This is a genomic window from Amycolatopsis sp. DG1A-15b, from assembly GCF_030285645.1.
Lineage (GTDB): Bacteria > Actinomycetota > Actinomycetes > Mycobacteriales > Pseudonocardiaceae > Amycolatopsis.
Map to the genome: position 1 here is coordinate 6,094,132 of NZ_CP127296.1, position 15,607 is coordinate 6,109,738.

The following is a 15,607-nucleotide window of genomic DNA, read 5'->3' on the forward strand; positions in this document are numbered from 1 at the left end:
ATCGCGCGCATGACGGAGATCGCGCACAAGCACCTGGCCTACTGCTGGATCGCCCGCGGCGACCGGGTGCTGTTCCTCCGCCGCGGGCCCGGGGTGTTCCTCGCGGGCGGGTGGGAACTGCCCGGCGGCACGGCCGAGCCAGGCGAGCGCTTCGAGGACACAGCGGCGCGCGAAGCGGCGGAGGAGACCGGGTTGACGGTCCGCGTCACCGGCGAGCTGGCGCGGGATGCGTGGCCGGACGTGGCGGGACGGGCGTTGCGCATCCACGCTTTCGTTTACACGGTGGAGGAAGAGGGAGCCGGCGACGTCGTGCTCAACCCTGAGGAGCACGACGACTTCGCGTGGCTGACGCGGGCGGAGGCCCGGGAACTGCCGCTGCCGGACCACTTCCGGCGGCTGCTCGATCGGTAGGGGTTTTCCTTGGCGCAGCACCGGATCGCGGTGCTGCGGAGGTCTTCGGGTCGTGGTCATGTCTTCGACGGTACGCGAACAAATGTGCGAACGTCATCGCTGGAACGGGTGAACTCCGACAGCGAGTCGATCAGGCATTTCCCTTGTGGCACAAGGGAAACCTGACTAGGGAGCCCCCGATTTCCACACTACCGGAAGGGACCGACAAAACTAGCGACGTGCCAGGTACCGCAGCAGGACGCTGGCGCCGTCGGTGAGCACGGAAGCCAGTTCCAGCTCGGCCGGATCGACCGCCGCACCGAGAGATGCCCGGCTCGACGTTCCCGCCACCATGAACGGCGCCACCGTCAACCGGAACTCGTCGACCACGCCCGCCTCGATCAACGAGCCGAACAACCTCGGCCCGCCTTCGCAATCGATGCGGCCCAGCCCCTCCGCCACCAGGGTCGAGACCACCCGCTCGGCCGACACCGCCGGCTCCCCCACCACGAACACCCGGGCGCCGTGCGCCGCCCACGCCTCGCGCAACGCCGAAGGCGCGGCCGCGGAGGTGAACACCAGGGTGGGGACCGCCGCCTTGGTGATCACCAGGGCGTCCGGCGGCAGGGAACGGCCCGTCGTCACCACCGCCACCGGGGCGATCGGGGCCAGGCCGAACCGGCGGCGGCGGTCGGCCGTGGCGGCGTCGGGGCGCATTCCCTCGAAGCCCTCCGCCATCGCCGTCCCCGCGCCCACCAGGACGACGTCCGCGAGGTCGTTGCCGAGGCGGTACACGATCCGGTCCGCCGGGGTCGACAGCGCTCCCGAACGGCCCTCGACCGCGATCGCGCCGTCCGTGCTCGACACGAAGTTCACCGCCAGCCAGCGGGGGTCCGCCGGGTAGCTGTACAGCTGCTCGAGGTCCTCCTCGGCGAGGTCGCGCGAGGACGGCCAGACCGCACGGATCACTCCCACCGGACCGCCTTCGCCGGCGGGCGGGTGCCCGCGATGCTCGCCGCCATCTCCGCCACGTGGCGCACCTGGCGGACGTGCTTCGTGCGGATGATCGCCACCCCGGCCGAGGCCGCGACCGCCGTCCGCGCCAGGCCGGCCGGCGTGCCGTCCCCGGCCACCTCGGCCAGCACGGGCACGTCTCCCGGCGGCAACGGCATCCGGAACACCCCGATGTTCATGACAACGGACAAACCGGCCGTCGAAGGCACTGAAGGAGCGGCGTAACCCGCGCCGTACCGGGCTGCGACCTCGGCCAGGTCCGCACGCGCGACGATCAGGTCGGCGCCCGCTTCGCAGCAGGCCGCGGCGACCGACGGATCCGCGGTGTCCACCCCGATGACGAGGCCGGGAAAGGCCGCCCGTGCCGCCTCGACGAGGGACTCGGATCCGGGGAAACTCACGAGATCGGCGCCGTCGGCGACGGCATCACGGGCCCCGGGGAGCGACTCGACCGCGGCCAGCACCAGCGCGCGGTCGCTGCTCAACCGGCGGCCCCGGAAGACGAGGTCGGGGGTCTTCATCGCACTCTCCCTGCTGGACGTCTTCGCGATCATAAGCGAGGTCCGGCGGGTGAGCTTTTTTCGCCGTCAGGTGGCGGGGCGTCGTCGCCGGGCCACCCGACCTTGACGGCTGTGACATCCGGGGCTTCGCCCCGGGCCGGGGGCTCCGCCACCCGGAACCCCCCGAAGAACCTCTCCTCAGGAGGCGATGGCCTCGTTGATCGCCAGCAGCTCCTGGCAGGTGCGCGTGGCGGTGAACTCGATGACGTCGTAGCGGGCGAGCCGCCGGACCACGAACGGATCGCTGGCGAGCACGGCGTCGAGCTTGCCGCGCAGCACCGGGCGGGTCAGGATCACCTGGTCGGCCGTGCCGTTGCCCTTTCCGGAAACGAGGAAGAGTCCCTTTGTGAATTGTTTGCGCAACCACTCCGAATGGTCCGGAAGTGCGTAGTCGACTTCTGTTTCGGGCGCCGTATAGGTCAACAGTGCGATGTACATGTTTGCAGAGTAGAACGCTCTCGTCCGCACCGCATCCGCCTGGCGAGTGGCTCCGGACACGCCTTTCGTTAATATTCCGTCAAGAACCGTGGAATTCCTTTACCGGCACTTTTTCGACATACTCGCCGGGTGCCGTACGCCCGTCGTCGTACGTCGTGGTGCCGCCGCCGGGCCGACGCGGCGGGCCGGGCCGCGGAGCGAGACTCGACAGCATGAACGCACTGACCCGGATCCGGCCCGGCGGACGGCGAGCCGAGCGCATCGCCTACGCCGTCGGCGCGGCGCTGTTCCTCAGCGGCCTCGCGCACGCTCTCGTGCTCATCGCCACCGGCGGCTCGTGGCTGGGCCCGCTTTCGATGCGCAAGGCCGTCACGTTCGGCCTGTCGTTCGGGCTGACGCTCGCCTCGGTCGCCTGGGCGGCGTCGTTCCTCACCATGCGCCCGCGGCTGCGCACCCTCCTGCTCGGCGCGTTCACCGCGGCGAGCATCGCGGAGGTCGCCCTGGTCAGCATGCAGGCGTGGCGCGGTGTGCCGTCGCACTTCAACTTCGAGACGTCGTTCGACAGCGCCGTTTCGATGTCGCTGGCCGCCGGCGGCGGTGTCCTCGTCCTGACGGTCATCGGCTTCACCGCCGTCGCGCTCGTGGAACCGGGCCCGGCCGCGCCGAGCCTGCGCCTGGCCGTCCGCGCCGGCCTGGTCGTGCTGCTGGTCGCGCTGGCCACCGGCGCGGTGATGATCGGCCGCGGAGTGGTCGCGGCCCGCGGCGGCGACCCGCAGCTGGCCTACACCACGGCCGGCGCCCTCAAGCCGCTGCACGCGGTCGCCATGCACGCGATCCTGGTGCTGCCCGCGCTGGCCTGGATCCTGCGGTTCACCGGTCACTCCGAAGCGCACCGGCTGCGCGTCGTCCAGGTGGCCGTCGCCGCCGACGCCGTGCTCACCGCCGTGATCGGCGTCGAGTCCTTCACCGGCGTCGACCCGCTGGCCGCACCACTGCCGCTCATGCTCCTGTCCGCGCTGGCCGCGGCCGTACTGGCGGGTACCGGAATCCACGCGTTGTCCGGCATTGAACCGGCCGTCCGATTCGTACGTGTCCTCAACGGGAAGGCAAGGGGCCGGTAAAACGGCGGACGGAGAACACGCGTGCGGCACGGTATGACCACCCACGGCCTTTTCCAGCAGAACAAGGCCCACAGCCCGTCGTTCTTCTCCGTGGCCAGGGCGATGGGCCAGCACGCGGACGACCTCGCAGACTTCTGCATCCCCTGCAACCCGTACTTCCCCACCGACGCGATGTTCGGCGAGCTCGAACGGAACCTCCGCACGATCCTCAAGTTCTACCCGAGCGACGCCGCCGCGATCACCGCGCAGCTGGCGAGCGTGCTGCGGCTCAACCCGTCGACGATCTCGCTGGCCAACGGCTCGACCGAGCTGATCACCTGGATCGACCGGCTGCTGGTCGATTCCAGCGTCGCCGTGCCGATCCCGACGTTCGGCCGCTGGACCGACCAGCCGATGGAGACCGGCAAGCGCGTCGACATGTTCCTGCTCAAGGAAGCGGACAACTTCGAGCTGCGGGTGGACGAGTACATCGACTTCATCAAGCGCCGAGGCTCCCGCGTCGCGGTGCTGTGCAACCCGAACAACCCCGACGGCGGGTACCTGCCGCGCCGCGAGGTGATCCGGTTCATGGACGCTCTCGAGGACCTCGACCTGGTGGTGATCGACGAGTCCTTCATCGACTTCGTCGAGGTCGAGCGGAACCCATCCGTGGCCGCCGAAGCCGTCGTCCGGCCGAACGTGATCGTGCTGAAGAGCCTCGGCAAGAACTTCGGGCTGCACGGGATCCGGTTCGGCTACCAGGTCTCGAACCCCGCGCTGACCCGCAAGCTGTCGGCCGCGCTGCCGAAGTGGAACCTGAACTCGCTCGCCGAGACCGTGATCTTCATGCTCGCCGACCACCGCGCCGAGTACGAGGACAGCCTCAAGAAGCTCGCGCTCGACCGGTTCATGATGCATTCGCAGCTCGGGCAGTTCGCGGAACTGACCGTGTTTCCGTCGCAGGCGAACTTCCTGCTCGTCAAGCTGCCCGCATCGGTCGACGGCGCCGAGCTGTGCGACTACCTCCTCGCCGAGCACCACCTGCTGGTGCGCCAGTGCGGCAACAAGATCGGCATGACCAGCCAGTTCATGCGCTTCGGGGTGCGGCCGGACACCGAGGTCGAGCGGCTGGTCGAAGGCCTGCGCGGCGTGGAGCGGCTCGGCGGCGGGCGGCACACCACGCCGGCCATCGAGCTGGTCTCGCACTCCCGCGAGCCGGAACGGTCGATCAGCTGAACACCTGGGCGATGGCCGACTTCCAGGCGAACACCCGGCCGTTCGCCGAGCTCGACCGCGCGGGCCGGACGCGGCGCCTGCGCCGGCTCGCCGAAGCGGCTTTGACGGCCTACGCCGTGCCGGTGGCTCGCCTGACCCCGCTGGCCCACGGGCAGAACACGGCGTTCCGCGTCGACGGCGCGGACGGCCACCGGTACGTGCTGCGGGTGCAGCGACCGGACGGCCCCGGCGTCGCGCAGGTCCGGGCCGAGATGGCCTGGCTGGCCAAGCTGCGCCGCGAAACCGACCTCGTCGTCCCGCAGCCGGTGCCGACGCGCGCGCGGGACCTGGTCACCGTGGTCGCCGACCCGGCCGTGCCCGAGCCACGCACCTGCGTGCTCTGCCACTGGGTCGAGGGCCGGTTCCTCGACGAGCGGCTCAGCGCGCCGCAGCTGTACGCGGTGGGCGAGTTCACCGCGCGGCTGCACCTGCACGGCGCGCGGATGAACGGCCTCGACCGCCGCCGCGTCGACGACCTGACGGAGTTCGGGCGCACGCAGGTGGACGGTTTCTCCGCGACGGTCGTCGAGCGAGCCGTCGCGGCGGGCGGCGGCGACGAACGGATCCGCAGGGCCGTGGCGCGCGTCCGCGCGGTGCGGGCCGAGCTGGGGTTCGGCTCGGACGTCTTCGGCCTGGTGCACGGCGACCTCCACCAGGACAACTACCTGCTGCACCGCGGCCGGGTGCACGCGATCGACTTCGACGACTGCGGGTACGGGCACTACGCCTACGACCTCGCCGTCGCCTGCGCCGCCCTCGCGCACCTGCCGCACCGAGAAGAGCTGAAGGAGGCGCTCCTGGACGGCTACCGGTCGGTCCGCCCGGCCGCGGCCACGACCGACCCGGGCGTGCTGGCCGCCTTCGCCGGGCTCCGGCGGGTCCAGCTGCGGCTGCGCTGATCGCTACAACCCGTCGTTACAATTGCTACATGGCCGGACGATCGAGCAATGCCACCAGCACCCGCGACCGCCTGCTCATGGCCGCCGGCCAGCTCCTGCACGAAGCCGGCGACGGGCCGGTCTCGACGCGGGCGATCTGCGAGCGCGCCGGCGTCCAGGCCCCCACGCTGTACCACCACTTCGGCAGCAAGCAGGGCCTGCTCGACGCGGTCGTCAACTACGGCTTCACCCAGTACGTCCAGGCGCCGGAGCCGGGCGGCGACCCGGTGGAGCGGATCCGCGCGGGCTGGGACAGGCACGTCGAGTACGGCCTGGAGCACCCCGCGTTCTACGTGCTGCTCTACGGCCAGATCGAGCCGGGCGTGCCCTGCAACCTCACGTCGAGCGCCGAGGCGATGCTGCTGGAGCTCTTCACGCCGTTGGCGCGCGAGGGCCGCCTGCGCGTCGAGGCCGCGGAGGCCGCGCGGCAGTTCGCCGCGGCCAACAGCGGCGTGACGCTCAGTCTCATCGCCCAGCCCGAAGACCGCCGCGACCTGGCGATGTCCGCACAGGTCAGGGAGGCGGTCCTGGCCGGGCTGCTCGCGGATCGCCCGGCCGAAGGGTCGTCCGTGAGCGCCCTCGCTGTCGCTTTGTCGACCGCGCTCGAGGACGACGACCGCGCGTTGACCCCGACCGAACGCCTGATGCTGCGTGAGTGGCTGCACCGCCTGGCGAACTGAACGCTACATTTGCTACATTGCTCGATATGACAAATGTATCGGGCAAGTTCGGCGTGTTCCTGGCCCCGCACCGCGACGACGTGACGCGCAAGACGCACGCCGTCGCGGCGGACGAACTGGGGTACGGCGCGGTGTGGCTGGGCACCGGCCGCAATTCGGTCGGCGACCTCGCGCTCGTCGAGGAGATCCTCGCCGCCACCGAGCGGATCACCGTCGCGACCGCGATCGTCAACATGTGGATCGACGAGCCGGAAACGCTCGCCGCGTCGTACCACCGGCTCGCCGATCGCCACGGAAAGCGCTTGCTACTCGGGATCGGCGTCGGCCACCCCGAATCGTTCACCGAGTACCGCAGCCCGTACGCCAAGATCGTCGACTACCTCGACCGGCTCGACGCGGCCGGCGTCCCGGCCGAGGCCCGGGTGCTCGCCGCGCTCGGCGACCGCGTGCTGAAGCTGGCCGCCGAGCGCACCGCGGGCGCGCACCCGTACCTCGTGCCGGTCGCCCACACCCGGCACGCGCGGGCGATCCTGGGCGCGGGCAAGCTGCTGGCGCCCGAGCACAAGGTGGTCGTGGACGACGATCCGGTGGCCGCGCGCGCCATCGGACGGCCGTACGTCCGGACCCCGTACCTGGGCTTGAGCAACTACGTGAACAACCTGCTGCGCCACGGGTACACCGAGGCCGACGTCGCCGGCGGCGGCAGTGACCGCCTGATCGACGACCTCGTCCTGCACGGCACGCCGGAGACCGTGGCCAAGGGCCTGCTGTCCCATGTGGACGCCGGTGCCGACCACGTGGCGGTGCAGGTGCTCGGCCCGTCACCCGAGGTGGAGCTGGCGAACCAGCGGCGGCTCGCGGAGGTGCTGCTCTGATCAGCCGGGCGCGGGCAGCAGGGCGTTGAGTGCCGCGACGAGCGTGCGTTCCTCGTAGGCGAAGTGACTGTCCAGTTCGGACTGGAGCCGGTCGAACTCCGCGCGGAGCCGGACCGGATCGGCTTCTTCCTCGACGAGCCGCTCGATCTCCTCCTGCAGCCGGGCCACGACGACGTGTTCTTCGTCGAGCTTCGCCAACGTGGGCTTCAGCGCCGGGAACCGCTCGGCCAGCAGGGGGAAGATGTTCCTGGCCTCCCCGGTGTGGTGCCGGGTGAGAGCCGTGCAGAAGCCGGCGCACCGCGTGCGCAGCTGCCGCGGGACGCCGCAATCCAGCTCGGCGCGCATTTCCCGCAGCTCGCCGCGCAGCCAGTCGTGCACCTCGACGAGCCAGTCGCCCATGCGGCGCGCGCTGTCGAGCCGGAACAGCTCGACGACGGGCAGGATCCGGGTCGTTCGCGCCTGGTAGCCCGCGAACCCCGGCTCCCGCTCGATCACCTCGGCGAACAGCTTGTCGCGGTCCGGCGGCAGGGCCGCCATCGCCTCGTACGTCTCGGTGTCCGTTTCCACTGTGACCAGCGGGTTGCGCCGGATGTTGTGGTACCAGGCCGGGTGCTTCGGCGCCCCCATCGCGGAGGCGATGACGACCAGCCGGCCGTCGATGTCCAAGGCGCCCAAGGGAACCCGGTGCTTCCGGCCCGTGCGGGCGCCGGTCGTGGTGAGCATGATCAAACTGAGTGGTCCTTTCCGATGACGAAATCACCGGAGGCCGAGAGGGCGACACGGAGGGCACACCTCTGCCAGGGAATGGCAGAACGTGTCGATCTCAAGGGGGCTTGAGTAGCCACTACCTCCGTGCGTAGGCCCATCCGGGGCACATTCGCACGTTAGCACGACTCAGCGGGCGGCGTCAGCGGCTTTCCGCGCCGCGGCGGCGGCCGCGTCGGCTTCGTCGAAGGCCGCTTTCGCCGTCTCGAACTCCGCCGTCGCCCGCCCGGCGCGCTCCTCGGCTTCCGCCAGGCGCTCGCGCAGGTCGTCGACACGGGCCGTGGCCTGCTCGGCCGCGCGCTCGGTGCGGACCAGGTCGCGCTCGGCCACCGCGCGTTCCTTGTCCCGCTCGGCGGCTTCCTTGCGCAGGCGCTCGCGTTCCGCGCGGGCCCGCGCCCGCTCCTCTTCCTCTTCGCGCCGGTGGTCCCGTTTCGGCCGGGCCGGTTCGGCCTTGTCCACCAGCTTCGCCGAGCGCTTCCCGGTGGCGGGCGGGACGCTCGCGGCGAGGCTGAACCACTGGTCGGTGTCCTGGTGCGCGACCGACGTCAGCCGCCCGGCGAGCGCCAGCGCGGCGGTGTCCGGCTCGGCCGCGACGGCCTCCAGGGTCGCCTCGACCTCGCGGGTCACCGTGTCGCTCATCGACGGCAGCTCGTGGAGGATCCGCCGCACCAGCTCGCCGCGGCGCCGGGTCAGCGCGCGCAGCTCGTCGCCGGCCAGGCGCGTGTGCGCGTCCCGCAGTTCGGCGCCGAGCTCGGCCAGCTCGCGGAGCTGATCGGAGTCGTCCCTGGCCAGGCCGTTGACGATCGCCGCGGCCGTGGTCGGCTTGCGCAGCTGCTGGATCCGCTTCGCGAGCTCGGCGTCTCCCCCGGCCTTCGCCGCCTTCACCGCCGCGTTGCGCGCGCTGACGAACTCCGCGAGGTCGCCCCCGTAGAGCTCGCCGGCCACCGTGTCGAAGTCCATCGTGGTCCAGCGAACCACATCGGACTGGTGCGGGCATCCGCGAAGAGTCATCATCGGGGGATGTTCTTCGATCTGGGTGTCCGGGACTTCCTCGACCGCGCGGAAACGGTGTACCCGGACCGCGTCGCGGTGGTCGACGAGCCGGACCAGCCCGCGCCGAGCTGGGGTTCGCTCACCTACCGCGAGGTGGCGCGCCGGGCCCGCGCGCAGGCCGCCAACCTCGACGCGCTGGGCGTGCCGGCCGGCGGGCGCGTCGCGGTGGTTTCGCACAACGCCGCGCGGCTGCTCGTGTCGTTCTTCGGCGTGTCCGGCTGGGGCCGGATCCTGGTGCCGGTGAACTTCCGGCTGGCGCCCGCCGAGGTCAAGTACATAGTGGAGCACTCCGGGGCGGAGGTGCTGATCGTCGACCCGGAGCTGGCGCACCTGCTGGACACGGTGACGGCGAAGCACGTGTTCGTCCTCGGCCGCGACGACGACGCCATCTGGGGTGGCGACGGGACACCCCGGCCCTGGGACGGCGACGAGTCGGCCACCGCCACCATCAACTACACGTCGGGGACGACCGCCCGGCCGAAGGGCGTGCAGCTCACCCACCGCAACATCTGGCTGAACGCCGCCGTCTTCGGCCTGCACACGACGCTGAGCGACCACGACGTCCTGCTGCACACCCTGCCGATGTTCCACTGCAACGGCTGGGGCATGCCGTACGCGGTCACCGGCCTCGGCGGGCGGCACATCGTGCTGCGGAAGGTCGACGGCACCGAAATCCTGCGGCGCATCGACGAACACGGCGTCACCATCCTCTGCGCGGCACCCGCGGTGGTCACGGCGGCACTCGACGGCGCCGCGACCTGGGAAGGCGAGATCCCCGGCCGCGACCGCGTGCGGATCGTGGTGGCCGGCGCACCGCCGCCGACGCGGACGATCGAGCGGGTCCGGGCGGAGCTGGGCTGGGAGTTCATCCAGATCTACGGGCTCACCGAGACCGCGCCGCTGCTGACGGTCAACCGGATGCGCAGCGAGTGGGCGGACCTCGACCCGCACGAGCAGGCGCGGCTGCTGGGCCGCGCCGGAACGCCGGCGCTGGGCGTCCGGATCGCCGTGGACGCCGACGGCGAGGTGCTCGCGCAGTCGAACCACAACCTGGACGGCTACTGGGAGAACCCGGAGGAGACGGCCCGGGTCACCGACGGCGGCTGGTTCCACACGGGTGACGGCGGCACGTTCGAAGACGGCTACCTGACGATCGCGGACCGCAAGAAGGACGTGATCATCTCGGGCGGCGAGAACGTGTCGTCGATCGAGGTGGAGGACGCGCTGAACTCGCACCCGGCGATCCGCGAGGCCGCGGTGATCGGCATCCCGGACCAGAAGTGGGGCGAGCTGGTGACCGCGCTGGTCGTGGTCGAAGGCGACGTCACGGCCGAGGAGCTGATCCGGCACTCCCGCGGGTACCTGGCGGGGTACAAGTGCCCGAAGCGGATCGAATTCCTGGACGAGCTACCCCGGACGGCGACGGGCAAGATCCAGAAGTTCAAGCTCCGGGAGCCGTTCTGGCAGGGGCAGTCGAGGCAGGTCAACTAGCGGACCAGCCGGAAGAACGTCCGCACCTCCTCGGCGAACAGCTCAGGCTGCTCGTACGCCGCGAAGTGGCCGCCCCGGTCGAGCTCGTTCCAGTGCCGGATGTCGGTGTACCTCCGAGCCGCCCAGCGGCGCGACGGCCTCGGCATCTCCGCCGGGAAGATCGAACAGCCCGTCGGCACGTCCACCGTGTCGTCCGTCGCCTCCGAGAACCACTTCTGGACCTTGCGGATGCTCTCCCAGTACAGCCGGGCCGACGACGCCGCCGTGCCGGTGAGCCAGTACAGCGTGATGTCGTCCAGCAGTTCGTCGCGGGTGAACGGGAACCCGTCGGACCAGGCGTGGAACTTCTCCACCAGCCAGCCGCACAGGCCGGCCGGGGAGTCGAGGAGGCTGTAGCCGATCGTCTGCGGACGGGTCGACTGCAGCACCGAATACCCGTCTTCCCAGCGCTGCGCGTGCTCCAACGCCTCCAGCGCGGCGCGCTCGGACGCCGTCAGGTCGCCGAACGTCGCCGGGTCCGGCGCCGCGATCGGCGGGTTCAGGTGGATGCCCGCCAGGTGCGCCGCGTCCTGCTGGGCCAGCGACGTCGTGATCGACGTCCCCCAGTCGCCACCCTGCGCGCCGTATCGCGAGTAACCGAGCCGGGCCATCAACGACGCCCACGCCGCCGCGATCCGCTCGATGCCCCAGCCCGCCGACGACGGCTTGTCGCTGAAGCCGTAGCCCGGCAGCGACGGGATCACCAGGTGGAACTCCTCGGACAGCGGCTCGATCACCTTGGTGAACTCGACGAAGGAGCCCGGCCAGCCGTGCGTGAGGATCAGCGGCAACGCGGCCGGGTCCGGCGAGCGCACGTGCAGGAAGTGGATGCCGAGCCCGTCGATTTCGGTGCGGTACTGCGGAAACCGGTTCAGCCGCGCTTCCGTGCGACGCCAGTCGTACCCGGCCGCCCAGTACTCGCACAGCGGGCGCAGGTACCCCAGCGGCGTGCCCTGGCTCCAGTCGTCCGCGGGTCCGGCCTCGGGCCAGCGCGTCCGCCGCAGCCGCGCGCGCAGGTCGTCGAGGTCGGCCTGCGGGACCTCGATCCGGAACGGCGTGATCACGCCCGCACTATAAACCGGCGAGACGTCCGGCCCGTCCACTCGCGACGGTCTCGCGGACGCGCGCGCTGTCCGCCTCCGCCCTGGCTCGCTCCTCCTCGGTCGCGGGTTCCAGGCGCGCCGGGACGTCCTTGTGGTGCGGCGTCCCCGCGATCGGGTCGCGGTCCAGCGCGTCCGTCAGCAGGTTGATCCGCGGGCCGCTGACCACCCGGCGGCCGTCGGCGTCCGGGTGGGCCATGCCGTAGCCGTGCGGCAACGCGAGCTGGCCCGGCCGCATCGCGGGGTCGGCCTCGGCGCGGACGACCACCCGCCCCGCCGCCGTCACGACGGCCACCCAGTCCCCCGGGGACGCACCGATCGACGCCAGCTCCTCGGGACGCGCGCGCAGGGCGCCGTCCGGATCGGTGCGGCGCCAGCGCGGGTCACGCAGGATCTGGTTCGCGTTGTGCGCCCGCCGCTGCCCGTTGACCAGCGAAAACGGGAACACCGGGTCGGGCCGTTCGGCGGCCGGGTCCAGCGCGGCCAGCCAGTCCAGCAGCTCCGGCACCGCCAGCCGGACGCGCTCGCGGCGCATCAGGCTCCACACTTCGTCCTGCTCGTGCGCCGAAAACGGCGTCGGACCGGCCAAGACCCGCTCGAAGAGCTCTTCCCCGAGCCGCGGACCGGTGGCCGAGGTGCCCAGCGCGCGCTGCACCGGCACGGTCATCGTCTTCGCCGCGCGGTGGCAGCCCGCCCAGAGCGGCGCGATCGAAGCCGCGCCGTCGGGCAGCGACGCGCCCAGGGTGCGGTAGAGCAGCACCGGCAGGATCGCCGCGCGCTCGGGCATCGCCTGGACCAGGGCACCGAGGCCTGCCTGCAGCTCCGAACGCGGTGTGGCCGCCAGCGAAGCGAGCACGTCGGACGGCGGCAGCACGCCGAGCGCGTCGAAGAGCCGCGCGTAGATCTCGGCCTCGACGAGCGTGCCCGGCAGCGGATCCAGCAGCGGCCGTCGCAGCTGGAAGTAGTTCGTCGGCCACTCGAAGGTGAAGAGCGTGAACTCCCACTTCTCGTGCTGGGAGGCCGCGGGCAGCACGTAGTCCGCCAGCGCCGCCGTCTCGGTGGAGGCGACGTCGACGACCACGGACAGCTCCGCGGCCTCCAGCGCGCGTTCGACGTCCCGCGTCCCGGCGAAGGTGTTGGCCGGGTTCGACGACTCCACCCACACCGCGCGGACGTGGTTCGGGTGGTCGGCGAGGACCTCCTCGGCGAGGGTGTTCGCCGGGAGCAGGCCGCCGATGTACTCGAAGCCGGTGATCTCGGAGCGCCGGCCGGTCGTCGCACCCCACAGCGGCAGCAGCCACGAGTGCAGGTTGTTCGTGCCGCGCCGGCCGAAGTGCCCGGTGAGCAGGTACAGCAGCTTCTCGAGGTAGCTGTTGAGCGTCGAGTGCCGCCCCTGCTGGATGCCCAGCTCGACGCGCACGGTCATCGCCTTCGCCGCGCACATCAGGTCGACGGCCCGCTCGACGTCCACACGGGACACTTCGGCGTGCGCGATCCACGCGTCCACCGGCACTTTCGCCAGCACGGCGGCGACCTCGTCGAAGCCTTCGGTCCGTTCCGCCAGGAACTTCTCGTCGGCGGCACCCCGTTCGAGCAGCAGTGCCAGGATCGCGCCGAGCAGGTAGGCGTCGGTGCCCGGCCGCAGCGGGAGGTGCAGGTCGGCCATCTCCGCGGTCTCGGTGCGCCGCGGATCGATGACGATCATCCGGCGGTCCGGATCTTTCTTGAGCGTGTTGAGCGCCTGCCGGGCGTTGCTGAACCCGTGCGCCTGCCACGGGTTGCAGCCGAGCACGACCAGCAGGTCGCAGTGCTCGACGTCCTCGGCGGTGTGCACGACCGTCGAGCCGAACAGCTGCCCGTTGACCCAGAAGTCGCCGGTCTTCTCCTGCGACAGCGCGTTGAAGTGCCGCGTCGAGTTCATCCACTTCAGCAGGGACGTGCCGTACGCGCCGCCGGAGTGGTTGCCCTGGCCACCGCCGCCGACGTAGGCGAACGAGCCGGGGCGCCCGGCCGCGGTGTCGGCGTCCCGGATCGCGTGCAGCTTGGCCGCGATCTCGGTGAGCGCGGTGTCCCAGCCGATCGGCTCGTGCGTGCCGTCGGGACGGCGGCGCAGCGGCGTCGTCAGGCGGTCTTCGTGGTCGCCGTAGAAGGTCAGGCGCTGCGCCTTCTGGCAGAGGTACCCGCCCGAACGCGGGTGCGCCTTGTCACCGCGGACGCGGGTGATCTTCCGGCCGTCGAGCTGCACCTCCAGCCCGCAGTTGAGGTAGCAGAGGCTGCACGCGGTGCGCTGCCACTCGCCCATGGCGTTCCCCTTCACAGCAGGTCGAGCGCGCGACCCAGCGTCGTCAACCGCGCTTCGAGCGTCTCGCCGGCCGGGTAGAGCCGGACGGTGTCGATGCCGGCGTCACGCCAGACGCGCAAGCGTTTCCGCACCATCTCTTCGGTGCCGATCAACGTCGTGCCGAGCACCATTTCGTCGGTGACGAGCGCGGCGGCGCCGTCGCGGTCCCCGGCCTGCCAGCGCTCGCGGACCTCGGCGGCGACGTCCGCCCAGCCCTGGCGGCTGTAGGCGTTGTTGTAGAAGTTCGTGCTGGCCGAGCCCATCCCGCCGAGGCTGAAGGCCAGCTCCTTCTTACGGCTGCCGACCAGGGTGCGCAGCTCGGCTTCGTTGTCCGCGAAGGCGACTTCGGCGCCCTGGCAGACGTCGATGTCCTTGCGCTGCCTACCCGCCTTCGCGAGCCCGGCGTCGAGGTGGGTGAAGTACGCGTCGGCGCCTTCGGGCACGAAGCTGGTGCCGAGCCAGCCGTCCGCGACCTCGCCGGTGAGCTCCAGGAGCTTCGGCGACAGCGTCGCGAGGTAGATCGGGATGTCCGGGTTCGGCGCGGTGGACAGCCGCATCGGACGGGCCTCGCCGGGCAGCGGGATCTCGAACGCCTTGCCGGAGAACGAGATCTTCTCCCCCGCGAAGGCTTGCCGGATGATCTCGACGGTCTCGCGCATGCGCGTCAGCGGCTTCGCGAACGGGACGCCGTGCAGGCCTTCGACGACCTGCGGCCCGGACGGGCCGAGGCCGAGCGCGAACCGGCCGCCGGACAGATCGGCCAGCGTCAAAGCGGCCTGCGCGATCGCGACCGGTGTGCGCGTGCCCAGCTGGATGATTCCCGAACCGAGCCGGATCCGGTCGGTGCGGGCGGCGAGGTAGCCGAGCGCGGACGGCGCGTCCGAGCCCCAGGCTTCGGCCACCCAGCAGACGTCGAGGCCGAGTTTCTCCGCTTCCAGCACGAAGTCCAGCGTCGTGCGGGTGTCCGTGGAGAACTCGACGGTGGTCGCGGTCCTCATCGGTTTTCGATCCGGGCTTTGATCGCGGTGAGGTTGGCCTGCATCGCCGTCTCGAACTCCCGCATGCGGACGAAGACGATCTTCTGTTCCTTCTCCGGCATCCGGTCGATCGCGTACGACAGCCCGGACCGGCCGGGCCCCATCCGCATCCACTGGCTCAGGCGCGTGCCGCCGTTGTCCGGCTCGAGGGTGAACTTCCAGACGGCGCTGGGCTCCTCCGGGTCCTGCACGGCCCACGCGAAGACGCGCGGCGCTTCGCACTCCACGACGTACGAGGTCGTCTCCCACTCGCCGAACGCGTCGTGCTTGCTGCGGCCGAGGAACTTGCGGCCTTCCTCGCACCACTCGACGGACTGGAGTTCCGCGCTCGTCTCGGGCATCAGCGAGATGTCCGAGACGACCGGCCAGACGACCTCCGGCGCGGCGTCGATCCAGGTCGAGACCTCGGCCGTCGGCAGGTCGGCGTACCGCGCACCCGTCCACTCCATCGTGGTCGCACTCCTTCTCTCGGCGTCGCCTGACCACGATAGTTGCGTAGATAGACTCACCC

At 71.2% G+C, this 15,607-nt stretch carries 16 protein-coding genes; 7 read left to right on the forward strand and 9 right to left on the reverse strand.

The features are described 5' to 3' along the window. The first annotated feature begins 9 nt into the window (after nucleotides 1–9). Nucleotides 10–411 carry an NUDIX hydrolase gene (locus QRY02_RS27790; RefSeq protein ID WP_285985787.1) on the forward strand — a complete coding sequence of 134 codons (402 nt, stop codon included), beginning with the start codon at nucleotides 10–12 and terminating at the stop codon, nucleotides 409–411. Nucleotides 412–621: 210 nt separating this feature from the next. On the opposite strand, the gene QRY02_RS27795 is transcribed toward QRY02_RS27790, so the two are convergent. From QRY02_RS27795 to QRY02_RS27805, 3 genes are all read right to left on the reverse strand, one after another. Further along, entirely contained in the window at nucleotides 622–1,359 is a 738-nt protein-coding gene (locus tag QRY02_RS27795) for a dihydrofolate reductase family protein (RefSeq protein WP_285993935.1), read from the reverse strand. Further along, on the reverse strand, nucleotides 1,356–1,925 hold the full coding sequence (locus QRY02_RS27800) for a dihydropteroate synthase (RefSeq protein WP_285985788.1): 570 nt from the start codon (nucleotides 1,923–1,925) through the stop codon (nucleotides 1,356–1,358). Before QRY02_RS27800 ends, QRY02_RS27795 begins: the two co-directional genes overlap by 4 nt. A 177-nt stretch (nucleotides 1,926–2,102) precedes the next feature. Next, the gene (locus QRY02_RS27805) at nucleotides 2,103–2,402 is read right to left on the reverse strand and encodes a YciI family protein (RefSeq protein ID WP_285985789.1); all 300 of its coding nucleotides are present in this window, start codon (nucleotides 2,400–2,402) and stop codon (nucleotides 2,103–2,105) included. A gap of 212 nt (nucleotides 2,403–2,614) precedes the next feature. Between QRY02_RS27805 and QRY02_RS27810 the strand changes: the two genes are divergently transcribed. The 5 genes from QRY02_RS27810 to QRY02_RS27830 are packed head-to-tail and all read left to right on the forward strand — an operon-like array spanning nucleotide 2,615 to nucleotide 7,270. Then, complete coding sequence (locus QRY02_RS27810; protein ID WP_285985790.1) at nucleotides 2,615–3,523, forward strand: hypothetical protein; 909 nt, start codon at nucleotides 2,615–2,617, stop codon at nucleotides 3,521–3,523. A 21-nt stretch (nucleotides 3,524–3,544) separates the two neighbouring features. Beyond that, a complete protein-coding gene (locus QRY02_RS27815; RefSeq protein ID WP_285985791.1) occupies nucleotides 3,545–4,738 on the forward strand; it encodes a pyridoxal phosphate-dependent aminotransferase in 1,194 nt (397 codons plus the stop codon). An 11-nt stretch (nucleotides 4,739–4,749) separates the two neighbouring features. Continuing rightward, on the forward strand, nucleotides 4,750–5,676 hold the full coding sequence (locus QRY02_RS27820) for a phosphotransferase enzyme family protein (RefSeq protein WP_285985792.1): 927 nt from the start codon (nucleotides 4,750–4,752) through the stop codon (nucleotides 5,674–5,676). Between the two features lie 29 nt (nucleotides 5,677–5,705). After that, nucleotides 5,706–6,395 carry a TetR/AcrR family transcriptional regulator gene (locus QRY02_RS27825; RefSeq protein ID WP_285985793.1) on the forward strand — a complete coding sequence of 230 codons (690 nt, stop codon included), beginning with the start codon at nucleotides 5,706–5,708 and terminating at the stop codon, nucleotides 6,393–6,395. Nucleotides 6,396–6,421: 26 nt separating this feature from the next. After that, nucleotides 6,422–7,270 (forward strand): LLM class F420-dependent oxidoreductase, encoded by an 849-nt coding sequence (locus QRY02_RS27830; RefSeq protein WP_285985794.1) that lies wholly within the window; start codon nucleotides 6,422–6,424, stop codon nucleotides 7,268–7,270. Here the strand turns inward: QRY02_RS27830 and QRY02_RS27835 are convergent, their stop codons facing one another. Both QRY02_RS27835 and QRY02_RS27840 read right to left on the reverse strand, forming a co-directional pair. Continuing rightward, nucleotides 7,271–7,993, reverse strand: coding sequence for a nitroreductase/quinone reductase family protein (locus QRY02_RS27835; RefSeq protein ID WP_285985795.1), 723 nt, complete (start codon nucleotides 7,991–7,993; stop codon nucleotides 7,271–7,273). A 171-nt stretch (nucleotides 7,994–8,164) separates the two neighbouring features. Continuing rightward, on the reverse strand, nucleotides 8,165–8,995 hold the full coding sequence (locus QRY02_RS27840) for a hypothetical protein (protein WP_353069594.1): 831 nt from the start codon (nucleotides 8,993–8,995) through the stop codon (nucleotides 8,165–8,167). A 60-nt stretch (nucleotides 8,996–9,055) separates the two neighbouring features. Here QRY02_RS27840 and QRY02_RS27845 point away from each other — a divergent pair, with 60 nt between their 5' ends. Continuing rightward, on the forward strand, nucleotides 9,056–10,579 hold the full coding sequence (locus QRY02_RS27845) for an AMP-binding protein (RefSeq protein ID WP_285985797.1): 1,524 nt from the start codon (nucleotides 9,056–9,058) through the stop codon (nucleotides 10,577–10,579). On the opposite strand, the gene QRY02_RS27850 is transcribed toward QRY02_RS27845, so the two are convergent. The 4 genes from QRY02_RS27850 to QRY02_RS27865 are packed head-to-tail and all read right to left on the reverse strand — an operon-like array spanning nucleotide 10,576 to nucleotide 15,545. Then, entirely contained in the window at nucleotides 10,576–11,682 is a 1,107-nt protein-coding gene (locus QRY02_RS27850; RefSeq protein WP_285985798.1) for an epoxide hydrolase family protein, read from the reverse strand. The two genes, QRY02_RS27845 and QRY02_RS27850, sit on opposite strands and share 4 nt — an antisense overlap. 7 nt (nucleotides 11,683–11,689) lie before the next feature. Then, nucleotides 11,690–14,020: a molybdopterin-dependent oxidoreductase gene (locus tag QRY02_RS27855; RefSeq protein WP_285985799.1), complete on the reverse strand. Its 2,331-nt coding sequence runs from the start codon at nucleotides 14,018–14,020 to the stop codon at nucleotides 11,690–11,692. 11 nt (nucleotides 14,021–14,031) lie between these two features. Then, entirely contained in the window at nucleotides 14,032–15,057 is a 1,026-nt protein-coding gene (locus tag QRY02_RS27860) for an LLM class flavin-dependent oxidoreductase (protein WP_285985800.1), read from the reverse strand. Continuing rightward, nucleotides 15,054–15,545 (reverse strand): SRPBCC family protein, encoded by a 492-nt coding sequence (locus QRY02_RS27865; RefSeq protein ID WP_285985801.1) that lies wholly within the window; start codon nucleotides 15,543–15,545, stop codon nucleotides 15,054–15,056. The genes QRY02_RS27860 and QRY02_RS27865 overlap by 4 nt, the downstream gene beginning before the upstream one ends. Nucleotides 15,546–15,607: the final 62 nt, after the last annotated feature.

Excerpts from the sequence above, each read along its gene's own strand:
- QRY02_RS27790 (WP_285985787.1), top strand. The coding sequence starts at position 10 with ATGACGGAGATCGCGCACAAGCACCTGGCCTACTGCTGGATCGCCCGC.
- QRY02_RS27800 (WP_285985788.1), bottom strand. The coding sequence starts at position 1,925 with ATGAAGACCCCCGACCTCGTCTTCCGGGGCCGCCGGTTGAGCAGCGAC.
- QRY02_RS27805 (WP_285985789.1), bottom strand. The coding sequence starts at position 2,402 with ATGTACATCGCACTGTTGACCTATACGGCGCCCGAAACAGAAGTCGAC.
- QRY02_RS27810 (WP_285985790.1), top strand. The coding sequence starts at position 2,615 with ATGAACGCACTGACCCGGATCCGGCCCGGCGGACGGCGAGCCGAGCGC.
- QRY02_RS27820 (WP_285985792.1), top strand. The coding sequence starts at position 4,750 with ATGGCCGACTTCCAGGCGAACACCCGGCCGTTCGCCGAGCTCGACCGC.
- QRY02_RS27825 (WP_285985793.1), top strand. The coding sequence starts at position 5,706 with ATGGCCGGACGATCGAGCAATGCCACCAGCACCCGCGACCGCCTGCTC.
- QRY02_RS27830 (WP_285985794.1), top strand. The coding sequence starts at position 6,422 with ATGACAAATGTATCGGGCAAGTTCGGCGTGTTCCTGGCCCCGCACCGC.
- QRY02_RS27835 (WP_285985795.1), bottom strand. The coding sequence starts at position 7,993 with ATGCTCACCACGACCGGCGCCCGCACGGGCCGGAAGCACCGGGTTCCC.
- QRY02_RS27840 (WP_353069594.1), bottom strand. The coding sequence starts at position 8,995 with ATGGACTTCGACACGGTGGCCGGCGAGCTCTACGGGGGCGACCTCGCG.
- QRY02_RS27845 (WP_285985797.1), top strand. The coding sequence starts at position 9,056 with ATGTTCTTCGATCTGGGTGTCCGGGACTTCCTCGACCGCGCGGAAACG.
- QRY02_RS27855 (WP_285985799.1), bottom strand. The coding sequence starts at position 14,020 with ATGGGCGAGTGGCAGCGCACCGCGTGCAGCCTCTGCTACCTCAACTGC.
- QRY02_RS27860 (WP_285985800.1), bottom strand. The coding sequence starts at position 15,057 with ATGAGGACCGCGACCACCGTCGAGTTCTCCACGGACACCCGCACGACG.
- QRY02_RS27865 (WP_285985801.1), bottom strand. The coding sequence starts at position 15,545 with ATGGAGTGGACGGGTGCGCGGTACGCCGACCTGCCGACGGCCGAGGTC.